Below are 15,496 nucleotides of genomic sequence, written 5' to 3' on the forward strand. Positions count from 1 at the left end.
CGCCCCGCCGACAACCCGCCGGCGGGGCATCTTCATACCCCTACAGCCGCACCGCCGATGACGGCTACATCCTCATCAAGAATGCCGGGCAACACAAGCGGCACGCCGACTTCCCGATGCCCGTCGGCGGGACCGGAGACCAGTTCCTTCTCGGCGATGTGATCGGCTGGCTCGACAGACGGGCCGTCCCTATCAACCACAGGGATTCTGGTGAGGCCGTCGACGCCACCTACGGCGGCCGGGCCCGTCGGCGTCCACCGCAGATCGTTGAGCGGTCCGACGTGCACCGCCTTCTCGGGTCACTCCAGTCGCTCGGCCCCGAGATCGGCGCTCACTCATCCCGATCTGACTACCTGTACCTGATGGTCTGCCTGGCCTTTCTACGCTCGTACGACCGGGACGGTTGGACGCGGTTGATACGGAGTGTCCCGGCCCACGGCGACTCGGCGCAGGCCAGAGGGCTGCTGCGGCGGGTGGTGACGACAGTGGACGAGTCGCTTGGCTGCTCGCACCTGCTCAGCGCATCGGATGCCCCGCCGGCCCGACTGCGGCCCCGCGCATTCGAGCCGGTACGCAAGGTCTTCGAGCTGGCCGCGAAATTCCGGCCGGGTGACTTCGAGCGACTCCGTAACGCCTTTCTGCGGCTGGTTCGCCCATCCGACGCGATTCATACGCCGCCGAGTATTGCCGGGGTCATGGCCGCCCTGCTGGTCAGCCACACCACGCAGGGTGAGGCCACGGTGTACGACCCCTTCGTCCGGTTCGGCGAGCTGCCGGCTGAGTTCGTCTCGCGGTACGCTCATTCGGCTGGTATGCGGGTGCGCATTGCACACACCAACCCGGTTGAGCTACGGCTCGCCGGCATGTGGCTGGTGGCATTGAGGTTCCCCCGGTAGCTCGGAGGCTTTCGATCATGCTCTGATGCCTGCGTTCCGCAGCTCGGCGTCGATATAGGCGGCGGATCTGGGCTGTGAGCTGGGCAAACAGAGGTAGGACCGGTGGCGGGGCGTGTCACTAGGCGGCTGTGTTGTCGCAGGTCAGGCGGTTGCGGGTGTGGCGTCGAAAATCCGGGGCGGCTCGGCGATCTTCAGCTTGGTGAGCAGGGCCTTCTGGGGTTGGGACAGCTCGGTGCGCTGGGCGAACGTGCCGGCGGGGCCGGTGAACACGCCTAGGTGCAGCCGGTCGATCTCGGTGCGGATCGCGGTCCAGGTGCGGCCGGTCTCGGTCTCGGCGACCCGGATCAGCAGCAGGGCCAGCCAGCAGAGCAGGATGTGAGCGCGGATGCGGTCCTCGCGGCGGTGGAACACCGGGCGCAGGTCGAGGGTGGTCTTCATGTCGCGCCAGCCGAGTTCAACTTCGAGGAGCTGCTTGTAGCCCACGGCGATGTCCTCGGCCGACAGTGTCGGGTCGGAGCAGCGCAGCAGATACTTGCCGTCCAGGCGCTGTTCGGCCTTGACCTTGCCTTGGTCGAGGCGCAGCAGGCCCTTGGGGGTGACGCGCAGGAACCAGTTCAGGCCGGGCTTGGTGGAGATCACGCCGGGTAGCTCGGCGCGTTTGGTGGCCGGCAGCCGGTCGGTGTCGTCGATCAGGTCCGTGAGCTGGGCGATCAGCCGTTGGCGGACAGCGGCGTCCCGGTCGGCGGCCTCGGGGTTGTAGCAGATGACGAACCGGTCGTCGGTGTCGATGTTGACTTCCTTGACCTGCAGGTTCTCCGCGACGGTCGCGTAGCGGCCCTGCCGGGCGAGCGCGGCGTCGGCTTCGCTGGTGCCGGCACGCAGCTTCTCACCCAGGATTTAGTGCCCGCCGCCCTGTTGCAGGAAGCGGCGGTTCTCCGCCGAGGCGAAGCCGCGGTCGGCGACCCAGACGATGCGGGCCAAACTCCACTCGCGCATGTCGGTCTTGACCTGCCGGATCAGGGCGGAGTCGCTGGTGTTGCCGGGCCAGCACCACACCCGCACGGGAATGCCGGTGCGGGTGACGGCCATCCCGACCACGACCTGGGGCAGGTCGTCGCGGGAGTCCTTGCTCTTGCCATGGGTGCGGAACCCGGCCTGCTTGACCGCCGCCGGATCGTCCTCGGCCACCACCCGGCCCTGCTGGTCACGCCACAGCGGTTCGTCGGCCTCATCGAGTTCGAAGTAGGTGCTGGTGGTGTCGAAGAACAACAGGTCGACCTCAAGGTTGAGCAGGTCGGCGATCTGGTCGTAGACCCCGCGGGTCAACGCGGGCTCGACCTCGATGAGCTGGTCCATCGCCCGGTAGCAAGCGTCGTCGGTGACGTGCGGCGGGCCGGGCAGGTGCACGTCCTGGCAGACCCAGTCGGCGGCGGCCAGCTTGCTCGACGGGGCCAGGGCCCGGTTGGCGACCAGCGCGAACAGCACCCGTTCGACGTCGACCTCACGCCGGGACGAGCCGACCAGCGGCCGTAGGACGGTGTCGACGCGCAGCCGGCGCCACAACCCGTCGAGCAGCCACGCCTCGCCCAGCGGACGGGACTCCAGGAACGACAGGCCGGCCGGCGCGGGCGCGGCCAGGGCGTCGGCCGGGGCGAGCAACCGCGACAACGCGTCCACCAGGCGGCGGATACCGGCCACGTTGAGCTGGTCCTCGCGGCCGAACGAGTACAACACCCGGGTCTTGGACGCCTTCGCGGCCGGGTCCCACTCGTTGTGGGCCAACTGCAGGTAGCGGATCGTCTGCCCGTCACGGGTCTTGCGGGTCGACGCTTTCACGTACACGAGGCACGACCGTACACCGACTATGAAACCAGCAATAGGTCAGCAGCTCAGCAAAGTTATCCACAGGCAGGCGTGTCACTAGGCGTTCTCGCCGTTCTCGCCAGGCCGCAACGCCCTGACCTGCACCTTCACACCGCGACGCCGACTATATCGACGCTGAGCTGCGGAACGCAGGCGTGAACGTGTACGACTTTGGCCGTGCAAATTCATTGCATCAATCGAGGTCATCTATCGTCCCTTCAGGAACGCGGCTGACCTGCGGATTTGCTCCGCACGGCGGTGCGGTCCACGATCGAACGCATGCCACTGCTGCGTAACCGCAGGCTCGAACAGCTCCTCGGCGGGCCGATCGACGAAACCCTGACCTACCAGCAGGTCAAAGGGCTCATCCCGGACACCACGGAAGGCCCTGACCTGGATTTCAAGCGCGACACCTACTCGGGCAGCGACCGGGACCGGAAGGCCGTCTGCAGCGACGTCGGCGCGCTGGCCAACGCGAACGGCGGGATCCTGATCCTCGGCATGGACGAGGACGACCATGGCCGCGCCACCAACGACACTGGCGTCACCATCAGCGACGACGAGCGGCGACGGCTCCGACAGACCGTCGTAGCCAACGTGCATCCGACGCCGACCTTCGATATCCTCCCAGTCGAGGATCCCGGCCGGCGCGGCACCGGCTTCCTGGTCATCTGGGTCGCTCGGTCGGCGACAGCACCGCATGCCTACGTCGCCCAAAACAAGTCGCTGCTCTATCCGAAGCGGATCGGCACCGAGACCGTCTGGCTGTCCGAGGCAGAGGTGGCCGAGGCATACCGGGCGCGGTTCGCCGGATTCACGGACCGGATTGACGAGGCCGCCCGCATCGAAGTCGACCTTCTCCAACGTCTCGCGGCCGACGAGATGTTCCTGGTCGTCACCTTGGTCCCAGACTTGCCAGGCCGCTTTACCGTCGACGCCGCCGCGCTGAGCGCCTTTCAGCTGAGCAATGCCCGACAGCCGCCAGCCGCATTCGGGATGCGAGTACGTAGCTTCGTGCGGTCCACCGTGCGGCATCGCCGCCTGGTCGGTGTCGCCGCTTATGAGGCCAACAAGCCGTACTCGCGTGGTGCGTGCGAGCTGCACGAAAACGGGAGTGGCGTCTACGCTACGGCAGTCGATTCGGGATTCTCGGGAAACCCGAACGGGCATGGCAGCCTCGTGGACGGACCATCGCTCACCGTCGGCATCTGCGCAGCGCTGCGATTTCTTGCCCGCCACGCACGCGACCGCGCGGCCGCTGGTGGCCTCGCCACTATCCGAGCCACCCTCTGGCCGGTCACGCCCATCTACGAGGGCGGTCCGGTCCGCCCGGTCAAGTTGGTCTCCAGCGTTGGGGACCCAAACGAAGAACTCGGAACCCACACGCTGGCCGAGCGACCGGTCGCCGACATGGTCGCCGACATCGACGATCTCTGGGACGACGGTCCAGCACTGGTCGCGGCGACGTACCGGTTGGCCAGTGAGCTGTTTCAGGCGTTCGGCGCTCCCGAGGTGCCCGCGATCACACCGGACGGAGCCGTCCGCCTCAATTACTGGTATCCGGAGCAGCAGCGCTATATCGCCGAGTGGACCAAGGAGGCCGGCGTCGAGCTGCGCAGGGGGTAGCTCATCGAATCTCCATCTCATCTCGGCCCCGCAGATGTCCGGATCGGTTGACCGAGGGGCGACGCCACCACCGCCCGCCGGGACTCCTTCGACCAGAGGTACGTCACGCCCGTGCACCAGGGCCGTCCAGCCGGCGCGGAGAGTCGCCGGACTCCGGCGTCCAGGTCGTCACATCGCCGGGAACGCGCCGATGTGATGCACCCGGGGCGGGTCGACCTCGTACCGGGCGGCCACCGGCTCGGCGGGCCAGCCGGCGAGCCGGCAACGGTACCGGGTAAGGCAACCTATCCGCAGCGCCTCGACCCGGTACGCCGCCCGACCCGAGTCACGGCCCCCTGGAGCCGCGACGAGGTCAGAGAAGCTGTTTCAGCAGCCCAGAGAACTCGCTCAGTTCATCGATCTGTTGGTTGCTGAGTGGTTGTTCGTCGAAGTGCGCGATCTGGTTACGTATCGTCTTGACCCGCTTGAGATGGGCGACGAACTGCACCCGGTCGACCCCTCCCCAACCCAGGGCCTTCCAATTGTCGTCGGCGCGCAGGCACAGTTTCTCGCTCGGCTGTTCGCCGTCCAGAAGCTTGACGTAGTCACCGAACATCAGCTTCGAGAAGTCCCCCGAGTGGTTCGGGCCTTTCAATGCCCGGACCGGGTCACCGGTCAGCTTGGGTCCGAGGCACCGACGCAGACGGAACTCGATCTCACCGACGAGGAAGAACGGTAGGGCGAGGGTGTGGAACCGTGCGGTGATGTCGGCACCGGTGACGATCCCGACGAAGCTACCGCTGTTTTCCCGCACCAGTAGATAGCCGTGCTGCCGGAGCTCGGGGAGTCGCGTGAAGAGTTCGTGGTGCACTTCGGCCATCGGGATCGAATCGCGGATCATCGAGTTGGCGAGCGTCGGTACCTCGCCCTTCTCGTACCGGGCGGCGATCGAGCTCCAGGTGATGACGCCCTTGAGACCGGAAAGGCCGTCGATCACCGGCAGTTGCGAGTAGTTCTTCTGACGCATTATGTGGGTGACCGTGCTGAGCAAGCAACTGGAGTCGACCGAGGCGAGGCCCGCGCGGGCCGATGGGATGTCGCCGATCTTGAACGACTGCTGGGGCAGCGTGCCGGGTTGCACCTCCTCTTCGGCCTCTTCCTCGACCACCGGCACCGCGTTCTGCGCGACGACCAGCATCTCGGTCGTGAGTCCGCAGGTAGTGAAGGACGGATGCGTGCCGAGGCCCACCTCCTGTAACGCCTCCAGGATCATGGGCACGGTCTGGAAGTTGCGGACCCGTTCGCCGAACATCGCGAGTAGCTGCGGAACCCGCAGGGTCTGCCCCTTCAGCGCAAGCAGGTCCTCGGGGCTGGGGCGTCGAGAGCTGGTCATGGTCATCGGTCCGACTCGTCGCGGAACACAGTGCGCTTGCCCATGGCGTCGTTGACCAGTTCGACGAGCCGGGCGGACCGGTCGGCGTAAAAGCTGTCGAAGTCGTCGTTGTGCAGGGTCGCCGGATCCATCACATGGGTCGCGACCACGTCGTCGAACCATTCGGGCCGCGTACCGTTCTCCCTGGCGAGCACCCGGAGGTAGGCCGAGGGCGCGCCGACCAGACTCTTGCTGGCCCGGTAGGACAGGGGCGTCTTGTTGACGATCGAGTTGCCCCGGTTGTCGCCGGCGGCGTGGCGCGCGAGCCACTGCTTCGGGAACACCTGCCGGATGTCGACCGCATGCTGCAGGAGGGCACCGGCGGTGAGCGGGCCTTCGCTGTGATACCAGTCGACTGCCCCCTGTTTCACGAGGAGCGCATAGATGCCCTTGTAGGCCGCGCTGTTGCGGGTGGTCAGGGTGTCCAGCCGGTCGGCCAGGAACGCCGCTTCCATGATGGTGTCGGGTACGACTCGTGACCCCTCCGCTGCCCCGGCGACGAGCTGCTCGACGTCCCGGGTGAAGCGACTCTCGGTAGCCCCGCCGTACATTTCTCCCAGGACGCCGCACCAGTACCAACGGGTGATCAGGTTGCGGATGGCGGGCTCATCCGCCCGCTCGTCGAGGATCGCCCGTACCGCGGCCATCGGCACGAGTTGCGTGCGGTAGGGCAGGTCATTCTGGCGCACGATCAGCTGCTCGCCGAGGAACTCGCCGACCCATTCGAGCGCCGTGGCCACCCGCGGCGCGATCCGGATGAAGTCGTCCAGCGGCAGGTTCAGCAGGTCGCGCCGTTTGCAGGAGACGGCAGAGGTCAGCTTCGCCTGCTTGCGCTCCCACGTGTTGACGAGCGTGACCGCCTGGAGGAAGTCACTGCTGCTCAGCCCGTCCTCGGCACCCTGCTCGGCCCGGCCGAACACGGGGTACGAGGTGGCCAGGCCCTTCTTGATGTCCAGCCAGACGTCCGGCAGTCGGTAGTAGTCCCCGTGAGCCTGCTCGTATTCGCTGTCGCCGGCGTAGGTAGCGGTCAGCAGCTCGAACACGTTCAGTGGCACGCCACCGGTGTTCACGCGCTCGAACACGGAACAGACCGCGTCTTTGGTCGTCGACGCGGCGAGCTTGATCATAGGAATCTGAAAGGACCGGATGTGGTTCAGGATGCGTTGCTCGAACCGGGCCCACAGATCCCAGTTGGCGTCGTCCATGTATACGAAGGTGCGTTGCCAGGCCGTCACCTTGTCGCCGTCGAAGACGATGCTCAGCGGGAAGTGCCTGGCTCGGCACTCCAACTCCCGGGAGCTCAGGTCGAGGTCCACCGTGCGGGCGAAGTTCGATCGCAGGACCCGTTCCCGTGGCACCGAGACGATGGCCTCGTCGCGGTCGGTCGACGAGCCCACGGCCTTGCGGATGTCCACGTAGTACCAGCGTTCGAGCTCCCGGTTGCGCTCGTCGACGGTCCGCACCGGTCGACCGAGGTGCAGAGCCTGAAACAATGAGGTGAGCCGCTGCTGCCCGTCGAGCAGCAACAGGTCCGGGGTAACATTCCGACCAGCATCGGCGCCCGTGAGCGTGCGGGGCCGGAACGGCGTCTTGCCGCCGGTCTCCAGCGTCATGACGACGCCCAGCGGGTAGTCGAGGGTGACTGTCGCGATCAACTCCCGAATCCGCTGGTCGTCCCACTTCCATTCGCGCTGGAAGTCGGGAAGCTGCAGAGTTCCGGACTCGATGTCTTCCAACACCTTCTGCAGCTTCGGACTGTCAAGAGCCACCGGGCATTCCCCTCAGCATTCGTCAAGAGAGCGACCGCCCAGGATAGGTAGTAGCCTCACCTACCGTCAACAGTGGACGGCGCGCCGGGCATTTCGCTCCTTGACCCTCCGCGCCGTCGATCGCGCGGAACCGGCAGGCCGATGGTCAGACCTCCGGTTGTCGGGCGGTGCAAGGCGTCCGACGCCTGCTGCCGCAGGAAGCAGGGAGTCTACGAAGTGCTCCACCACAGCCAAGACATCGCGGCGTTCGCCCTCCGTGTGAAACGATCATGCGGATGGCGGCAATGAACCGAGCCCCACGGGCGTCACTGCGCGCAAAGATCCCGAACCCTCCCGGTTGGCGAGTCAGCTGCGGCTGCAGCGGTCGCGCAGCTCGGCGATGACGGCCTTCTCGGCCGCATTGATATCCCCATCGATGGCTGCGACCTGCTCGGCGGCGTCGATCACGTCGCTGAGGTCTCCGGTCTCGGCGGCGACACGCCGCCACACCTCTCCCGGGTTGATGTCGATGACGCGAGCGAGGTGCTCGTCGGTGACCTGATGCTGCTCACGGACGAGACGGGTCAGCAGCTGAAACAGCAGGGTCTCGTCGTCGGTGATGGTGGCATCGGCGTTGATGACCAGCCACGCGACCCACAGTATGAGCTTCGGGTGCCGGGTGCGCCGGATCAGCGTCTCGACGACCTCGATGACCCTGGCCTCGTTCCGGAACACGCTTCGCGCGTACCGTCCCGCGGCCTTCGTCGTCCACCGGTTGACGACCACCGTGACCGGGATCCCGATCGCGGGAATCCCGAACTTGATCACGTTGCGTTGCAGCAGGTGTTGCCCGACATAGGGAAGAGCCATCGCCGATTCCCGCACCGCACCCGAGTAGTACTTCTTCACGACCTGCCGGACGACACCCGGAACGAACTTCGTCGCACCAGTCCGGGCTACCTCACCGGTCTTGATCGCGAACGCCACCCGGACGAGTTTCCACAGGTCCTCGGGGTCGTCGACGTTCAACGGGATCCGGTAGATGACGGCGATGTCGTAGGCCAGCCGAATCTGTAGCTGGCTTAGAACCACCATGTCGACCACGAACGCGGCGGCGCCGGCCGGGATTATGGCTCGGCTCGCGCCCCCACGCGTGCCGATCGTCGCGGCGACGGCGGCCGTGTACGCAGCGGACGACAAGCCCCCCTCGATCATCGCGTATCTCGCCGCCAGTTTGATCCGCCGGTCGACTATGCCGTCCGCCGGCATCCCCAGGCACTTGCCCTGGAAATACTCCCAGGTGGCCTTCTCCGCATACGTGCGCAATGCGCGGGCGCACAGCTTCGCGAACCAGGCACCCGAGTCAAGGTCGTCGACAGTCAGGCCGTCGACGAACTCCCGCATCTCGGCGCGTTCACGTTCAACCGCCTCCTGGGCCGCAGCACCGTCGCCGGCGTCAGCGGGACCGGTCAGCGAATCAGTCACAGCGGGATCCTCCCAGACGGAACAACGACTTGCCAGATTGCCAGGCGTCGGCAACGCGCGGTCCAGCCAGGGCCAGCCGACGACACCACATCTGCGGCCATTCCTGAACCACCCTCTTCTGCCGTGGTCGAGGCGTGTCCCTCACGGAAGTGCGTCACCGTGCGTGAGTAACGAGCGGTCCCACGACGGGCGTATCCCCACCGAGAGTGGCCGCCCAAGATGGCGAATATTGAGATCAGCGTAGAACAGACGTCCCTGGCACGCCCACGTGCATCGACCCACGAACAGCCGCCGCCAGCCAGCGGAGCCGAACGGGGCCATGTGGGGTTGACCCGATTTGGCGGACAGGGTCAGTATCTCGTTGTCACGCTACTTGTCGGACTGGCGGTGCGATACGGCGGGCGGCTTCGTAGGCGGCGGGGCTGAGGTAGCCGAGGGTGGAGTGCCGGCGGCGGGTGTTGTACCAGCCCTCGATCCAGTCGAAGATCGCCGCGTGGGCGGCGGCGCGGGTTGGCCACGGCCGCCGGTCGAGTAGCTCGGTCTTGATCGTGGCGAAGAACGACTCGGCGACGGCGTTGTCCCAGCACTGGCCTCGGCCGCCGACGGATAGCCGCACCCGGTGCCGGTTGGCCAGGCGGGCGTACTGGGCGCTGGTGTACTGACAGCCCCTGTCGCTGTGGAAGATCACCGATTGGTGCGGGCGGCGGGTGGCGATCGCGTGGGACAGGGCCTGGGCGGGCAGGTCCGTGCGGAGATGATCGGCGGTGGCCCAGCCGACGACTCGCCGCGACGCGATGTCGATCACGGTGGCCAGATACAGCCACCCTTCCCAGGTGCGGATGTAGGTGATGTCCCCGCACCAGCGGGTGTCGACCCCACTGGCGGTGACGTCGAAGTCCCGGCGGATCAGATCCGCCGGCAACGCCGCCGCCGGGTCGGGCACGGTGGTGGTGCGCCACCGCTTCGGCGTCCGGCCGCACAACCCGGCGGTACGCATCAGCCGGGCGATCCACTTACGGGAGTGCCGCCGTCCCTGCGCGGCGAGTTCGGCGCGCACCCGAGGAGCACCGTAGGTCCCCGCCGACACGGAGTGGACATCCGCGATGCGTGCGGTCAGGTCGGCGTCGTCACGCTCACGCCACGACGGGCCGACACGGTGCTGGTAGTAGGCGGACCGGGAGACCTCCAGCAGCTCACAGGAACGCTTCACGTTCCCGCCGGGCCGCGCCTTCTCCGCCTCGATGAACGGGTACACGTTCAGCGGGTCTCCTTCGCGAAGAAAGCCGTGGCCCGTTTGAGGATGTCGACGTCCTCACGCAGCCGGCGGTTCTCCCGCCGCAGCCGCGCCAACTCGTCCCGCTCGTCGCTGGTCAACCCGTCCGTGCGGGTACCGGCGTCGAGGCCAGCCTGCTTCACCCAGTCCCACACCGCGGTCTCGGTCAGGTCGAAGTCCCTCGCGACCTGCACGATCGGCCGGTCACCCCGCCGACACACCTCGACGATCTCCGCCTTGAACTCCGGCGTGAACGCCCTACGCGGCCGGCGTGGTTTCTTGCCCATGCCTTCCATGATGAACATCCTCCCGAGGAGCCCACAGCCCCTCTGATCTGGGATGTCCGTCAAACCGGGTCAGGCCCAGGTCAGCCGGCGTTGACAATGACTCGGGTGCGACAGGTGGAGCTACTCAAAGTGCGTTGGGTTTTACGCGCTGCATGTCCGCTTGGGCGGGCGTGTCTGGCCGTTGAACTGCCGCCCGGCTACCTAGACTCTCGCCCGGTGGCCCAACTCGCGGACGGTGTCGGGACATGAGGGCCTGTCATAGCGCTGGGAGGGCTGGGGTCGATGAGTCATGCCAAGCTGGTCCGGGACAAGATTCCGGAGATCGTCCGCGAGCGGGGGGCGGAGCCGGTAACCAGGATCGCTGGCGTTGATGAATACCGTGGCTTGTTGCGGGACAAGCTGGTCGAAGAGGTCGATGAGTTCTTGGACTCGGAGGACCCCCATGAGTTGGCAGACGTTCTGGAAGTTCTGCTGGCACTGGCGAGTGATCTTGGCGTTGATCGAGACCAGCTAGAGAAGTTACGTATGGCGAAGGTGTCCGAGCGTGGAGGGTTCTCCCGTCGGATCGTGTGGTCAGGTAACACGCCCGCAGACGGTCAGGTAGCTCACGTGGGCTTCACCAGCAACGCTTGACCGGCGGTGGGTGAGGCCTTCAGCGGAATTTGCTGCGTGGTGGGTCGCAGTCCGGCCTGGTGCCCGAGGGCGATGATCTCCTCAGTTGGTATGCCCTTCTGGAACGTGCCTTTGGCCTCACTGGACCAGTATCCGTCGTGATGTGTTCGCCAGTTCGCCGAGATGGCCCGAGGATCGATGTCGGCTGGCGAGCGGGTGACGACGAACAGGTGGCCTCCTGGGCGCACGAATCGGGCGGCATGTTGGATCGCCTGGATGCGTTGCCAGGGGTCGGGTAGGACGTTGAGTACGAAGATGTTCGTGACCAGGTCGTACTGGCGTTCGGGTTCGATGGCCTGACCGAAGCCGGGGTGGGGGTCCCACCCGTCGGCGTCCAGTCCCGAAGCCCGGTAGTGGTGGACGTCGCTACCACGCCCGCAGCCGTGGTCAAGGATGGTGGCGATGCCCAACTGAGGTGCGATGACGTCGACGACTGTGCGGGCGAAGGGGGACGAGTGGGCGCGTGTCATGGCGGTCTTGTGGGGTTGGTAGTCGCTGCGCGTGTACAACGATTCGTCGATGGGTTCTGGTAGCAGTGCGAACAGGGTTTCCTGCTCTTCGTCGGTGGCTGGGGGGAGAGTGACCGGAGCGTCGATGAGGCTGCCCGAGTGGTCGGTGAATGACTGCTCGCCCTTGCGGGTGGTGTGGTCGTAGCGCACGATGATTGCCGGGTGTAGGTGAGCGGGGACTAGGGCCAGGTCGCAGCGGAACTGGCTAGGTGCCCCGGCGTGTTGTCGTTCGATGGTGAATTGGGGCGGGTCTGTCGCGGTGCTGTCGACGAGGTTGAGGTCTGCCAGCAGCGCGGACAGTGGTGCCCGGTCCGTGCTGTTGTTGAAGGTGCTGGCCTGGCCGTTGTGGAGTCCGTCTATCGGGCGTGGGGCGATGTTGAAGTCGCCGCAGGCGATCGTGGGGCGTCCTTGTTCGGCAGTGATGATCTTCTGTAGCTGGTCGAGCTGACTGCTACGGGTGGTGGTCGACCCGCTATCGAGGTAGGTGTTGTAGATAACGAGCCAGGCTAGTTCGAGGCGTTGGGCGAAGCGGTCGGGCCGGGAGGTAGGTGGGGTGGCGAAGCGTTCGGCGATCCAGCAGAACAGGTCTCCGTCTCCGGCGACCGGTCGGAAGCCGGCGAGATCGATCGGTGTCCGGCGGATTGGCTTCCACGGTTCCTGGGCGATGAGCACGTCAACACGGTGGTGGTATAGCCAGGCCGTGAGTTCGGCACGGGCGGCGGGGTTGCCGAGACGCTTGTTCAGGTTGATTGATGCCAGGCGCACGTGAGTTCTCCTGCGGGGTCACGAGTTTGCTGATCGGGTCTCTTCGGCGAAGGCGTGCCACAGCATGTTGAGGGGATGCGTGGGTGCGTACTGCTGTCGTTCGCCTTTGCGGGCGAACACGCCGGTGACTAGTTCGAGCATCGGGTTGAAGTCTTCGGCGAAGGCGACAAGCCGGAAGTCGGGGCCGCCGGGCAGGCGTCCTTCGATGGCGTCCTGCCCGATCGCCTCGGAGACGATCATGCAGCCGTGGGCCATGCCGGAGCGTAGTAGCGCTAGGCCGTAGTAGATGTCGTCGATGCTCGCGACGATGGTGAGGTGGTTGCGGTAGTCCGCGCCGTACCAACGTTTGAGGAACTCCACGATTACTCCGCCGGAGGGGATGACCAGCGGTACCGACGGTAGCCGGTCGACGCCGACCGCTTTTACTGGCAGTTCGCGGCGGGGCAGGTTGGTCAGCAGTGTGAGGCCTTCGCGATGCCATTCGAGGAAGTCGTACTGGTCGGGTACTTCGGCGTGTCCGGCGGCGGAGGCGAGTCCGCCGCACATCAGGTCGACCTCGTTGGTGTCCAGCCGCGTGAACGCGTCCTTCGTGCGTACGTGCAGGACCTTGAGTTCGATCTCGCGGGAGGTGAACTCGTCGCTGACGCGCTGCCACACCCTGCCCAGGAGTCCGAGGGTGAATTCGGTGGTACCGACGGCGATCGTCTGGCCGAGTCGCCGGCGGGCGTCGTTGACCGATGCTTGCCAGGTTTCCAGCGTTTCGCGGGCCAGGTCGATGAACTGCTGTCCGGAGGGGGTGAACAGGAATGGCTGGCCACGGCCCTGTTTGATCACTAACAGCTCGCCGCACATCTGCTGGAAGTTGCGGTTGAGTGTGTCCAGTTGCTTCTGCACACTGGACTGTTCCCGCCCCAACGCACGGGCGGCGCCCAGCGCCGAGCCGGTCTCGGCCACCAACATCAAGGTACGTAGCTGGTCGAACGTGGTATCCAGCAGCCCAGGTCCGACTGCCATGAACCCGTCAGAGCCCGGCACGCTCACCCGACCGGTCCTGTCCTCCACGCCTCACCGCCGTTCACGCATCGGCGAACTGTTCCTTCGTGCAGTTGAAGTGCACCACATCGCAGTTGTTGCCGAAACCATCTCCGGATGTTCGGTAGTACATCTAGACGCATCGAAACGAACCAGGGAACATCTAACCATCAGTGCTCGTCCTATAACAGGAGGGAGCTGGTGGTGTTAACAGCAGGCGAGATCACGAGACTAATTGAGGCGGATGAGGTCGGCTGGCCCGGCAAGCTGCGCGGAGACGGCCTCCTCCTATGCTTGGGCGCACCCGTGCAGTTGCTGGTAGCGACAGCGCCGGGTGCCATCGTCGACCTGGCGGACCAGGCCAGCATCAACCAGCTCTACCAGCCGCCCCGAAAGCGTTGGGACAGTTGTGAGATCCCGCCCGGAGGCATGGCGCTCTGCCAAGTGGACCAGCCCCTGCGACTCGGCCCGGGTCAGGCTGGCGCGATCGGTACGCTCTCGCATCTGGCCCGCGTCGGCCTGGCCACGCACGTCACCAGCCCCTGGGTGCTACCTGGTTGGAACGGCCACCTCACTCTCGAACTACACAACGTCAGTCCTGCCACGCTGCGCATTCGCTGCGGCATGCCGGTGGCCAGGCTGGTGCTGTTCAACATGGATGGTCCCATCACGCATGCCTCCGCCCATCCCTTCTACGGCGGTGGTGGGCACCTGGGCAGCCGCTATGCCGACGAGTTTCCCGCCCACGACTATCAGGGGTGACCGCATGGACTGCGTCTTCTGCGCCGAGTTCGCCAGCACCGGTGACGGCAGCCGGATCATCGTCGAGGACGGCGGTTGGCTACTCCTGCCCACTGTCGGCTGCTTCGCCCCGGGCTACTGCCTGTTCATGCCCCTCGACCATGTCGATGCCGCAGCGGACCTGCACCCGAATGAACTGGTGAGGGTCGAGCCGGCCGTCGAGCGGATGCGGGCGCGTATCGAGTCGGTGTTCGGTCCGACCATCCTCGCCGAGCACGGCTCACGCGACTGTCAGCTCGGGGCGAGCTGCTGCACCCATTGCCACCTGCACCTGATCCCGGTTCCCGACCCGGACGCCGTCACCGCCTTGTACCAGGCCACGGGCGGAGACGGAAAGGCGTTGCAGGGATTAGCAGACCTGGCTTCCACCGCAGAAGGCCCGTACCTCTACCTGTCGCCCCGACCGGGCCAACACCTGTTCTGGCCCGCCGACAGCCGCTTCGTCCGCCAGTACGTCCGCCGCGTCTGCGCCCAACTTCACGGCGTCGCGGATCAGTACGACTGGCGCGGCCACCCGTTCAGCCACAACCAACGCCTCACGGCCGACATCCTGCGCGGTGTCTTCGAACAGCAGAGTGCCTGAACGGGAGGCAGCGATGCGTCTCGGCCGGCACCCACTGCTGCACAGCCTCGACCGCGATCAACTGGCCGCCGCAGCCGCCGACCAACGCTGGCCGAAGTGGTCGACCATGTGCCAACTACGCCTGCTCGGCAACCCCGTCCTCAATGGTGTCTGCGTCACCCCCGATGCCGACGCCGCCGCCCTGCCTGCAGCGGTTGAAGCTCTCGCTGCAGCGACTGGCGCGACGAAGCTGATGGTCCGGTCCGATGGCGGCGTCGAGACCCGCGCCTACTACCGCGGCGGCAACAGCCTCCCGATCGACCAGATCGAACCCCATGCCGCCGACCTGCTCGCCGCAGGCCGAGCGGTCATCCTCCTCGAACCCACCAACCGATTCACCAACCAACTCTCCGCCCTTCTCCGCATGGACCGACCCGCACCCGGCAAACCCGGAACCTTCGCAGTCGAGGTCCTAGACGAGTAGTTCCGAAGTTCGGTCAGTGGTCGTAGGCGATCAATGATCGGGTGACGGGTGCGCCGGTCTTGTTGTTGTGCCAGATCGCGGC

The 15,496-nt window shown here is 66.1% G+C and carries 15 protein-coding genes; 6 read left to right on the plus strand and 9 right to left on the minus strand.

Going from position 1 to position 15,496, the window contains the following annotated elements; translation table 11 throughout:
• On the plus strand, nt 1–896 hold an 896-nt coding region (locus ACFT41_RS30715), incomplete at its 5' end, for a hypothetical protein (RefSeq protein ID WP_377614079.1).
• Nucleotides 897–1,037: 141 nt separating this feature from the next.
• On the opposite strand, the gene ACFT41_RS30720 is transcribed toward ACFT41_RS30715, so the two are convergent.
• Both ACFT41_RS30720 and ACFT41_RS30725 read right to left on the minus strand, forming a co-directional pair.
• Complete coding sequence (locus ACFT41_RS30720; protein WP_377589431.1) at nt 1,038–1,535, minus strand: hypothetical protein; 498 nt, start codon at nt 1,533–1,535, stop codon at nt 1,038–1,040.
• Between the two features lie 258 nt (nt 1,536–1,793).
• Nucleotides 1,794–2,738 (minus strand): IS1634 family transposase, encoded by a 945-nt coding sequence (locus ACFT41_RS30725; RefSeq protein WP_377589430.1) that lies wholly within the window; start codon nt 2,736–2,738, stop codon nt 1,794–1,796.
• A gap of 300 nt (nt 2,739–3,038) precedes the next feature.
• Between ACFT41_RS30725 and ACFT41_RS30730 the strand changes: the two genes are divergently transcribed.
• Nucleotides 3,039–4,385, plus strand: a complete 1,347-nt coding sequence (locus ACFT41_RS30730) for a helix-turn-helix domain-containing protein (protein ID WP_377589429.1) — start codon at nt 3,039–3,041, stop codon at nt 4,383–4,385.
• Between the two features lie 352 nt (nt 4,386–4,737).
• Here the strand turns inward: ACFT41_RS30730 and ACFT41_RS30735 are convergent, their stop codons facing one another.
• From ACFT41_RS30735 to ACFT41_RS30755, 5 genes are all read right to left on the minus strand, one after another.
• A complete protein-coding gene (locus ACFT41_RS30735; RefSeq protein ID WP_377589428.1) occupies nt 4,738–5,763 on the minus strand; it encodes a CBS domain-containing protein in 1,026 nt (341 codons plus the stop codon).
• Nucleotides 5,760–7,565 (minus strand): DUF262 domain-containing protein, encoded by a 1,806-nt coding sequence (locus ACFT41_RS30740; protein WP_377589427.1) that lies wholly within the window; start codon nt 7,563–7,565, stop codon nt 5,760–5,762. The genes ACFT41_RS30735 and ACFT41_RS30740 overlap by 4 nt, the downstream gene beginning before the upstream one ends.
• Nucleotides 7,566–7,910: 345 nt before the next feature.
• The gene (locus ACFT41_RS30745) at nt 7,911–9,029 is read right to left on the minus strand and encodes a hypothetical protein (protein WP_377589426.1); all 1,119 of its coding nucleotides are present in this window, start codon (nt 9,027–9,029) and stop codon (nt 7,911–7,913) included.
• 364 nt (nt 9,030–9,393) lie between these two features.
• A complete protein-coding gene (locus ACFT41_RS30750; protein WP_377589425.1) occupies nt 9,394–10,284 on the minus strand; it encodes an IS3 family transposase in 891 nt (296 codons plus the stop codon).
• A 2-nt stretch (nt 10,285–10,286) separates the two neighbouring features.
• Nucleotides 10,287–10,589, minus strand: a complete 303-nt coding sequence (locus ACFT41_RS30755) for a transposase (protein WP_377589424.1) — start codon at nt 10,587–10,589, stop codon at nt 10,287–10,289.
• Nucleotides 10,590–10,871: 282 nt separating this feature from the next.
• Between ACFT41_RS30755 and ACFT41_RS30760 the strand changes: the two genes are divergently transcribed.
• Nucleotides 10,872–11,222, plus strand: coding sequence for a nucleoside triphosphate pyrophosphohydrolase (locus ACFT41_RS30760; RefSeq protein WP_377589423.1), 351 nt, complete (start codon nt 10,872–10,874; stop codon nt 11,220–11,222).
• Here the strand turns inward: ACFT41_RS30760 and ACFT41_RS30765 are convergent.
• Nucleotides 11,195–12,535 carry a methyltransferase domain-containing protein gene (locus ACFT41_RS30765; protein WP_377589422.1) on the minus strand — a complete coding sequence of 447 codons (1,341 nt, stop codon included), beginning with the start codon at nt 12,533–12,535 and terminating at the stop codon, nt 11,195–11,197. The genes ACFT41_RS30760 and ACFT41_RS30765 overlap by 28 nt on opposite strands.
• Before the next feature lie 18 nt (nt 12,536–12,553).
• Nucleotides 12,554–13,549 (minus strand): LysR family transcriptional regulator, encoded by a 996-nt coding sequence (locus ACFT41_RS30770; RefSeq protein WP_377589433.1) that lies wholly within the window; start codon nt 13,547–13,549, stop codon nt 12,554–12,556.
• Between the two features lie 222 nt (nt 13,550–13,771).
• Between ACFT41_RS30770 and ACFT41_RS30775 the strand changes: the two genes are divergently transcribed.
• The 3 genes from ACFT41_RS30775 to ACFT41_RS30785 are packed head-to-tail and all read left to right on the plus strand — an operon-like array spanning nt 13,772 to nt 15,414.
• Nucleotides 13,772–14,329 carry a hypothetical protein gene (locus tag ACFT41_RS30775; RefSeq protein ID WP_377589421.1) on the plus strand — a complete coding sequence of 186 codons (558 nt, stop codon included), beginning with the start codon at nt 13,772–13,774 and terminating at the stop codon, nt 14,327–14,329.
• Nucleotides 14,330–14,333: 4 nt separating this feature from the next.
• Nucleotides 14,334–14,951 (plus strand): HIT family protein, encoded by a 618-nt coding sequence (locus tag ACFT41_RS30780; protein ID WP_377589420.1) that lies wholly within the window; start codon nt 14,334–14,336, stop codon nt 14,949–14,951.
• Nucleotides 14,952–14,964: 13 nt separating this feature from the next.
• A complete protein-coding gene (locus tag ACFT41_RS30785; RefSeq protein WP_377589419.1) occupies nt 14,965–15,414 on the plus strand; it encodes a hypothetical protein in 450 nt (149 codons plus the stop codon).
• The last annotated feature ends 82 nt before the right edge of the window (nt 15,415–15,496 follow it).

Origin of the sequence: Micromonospora sp. NPDC057141 (assembly GCF_042670805.1) — a bacterium.
Lineage (GTDB): Bacteria > Actinomycetota > Actinomycetes > Mycobacteriales > Micromonosporaceae > Micromonospora.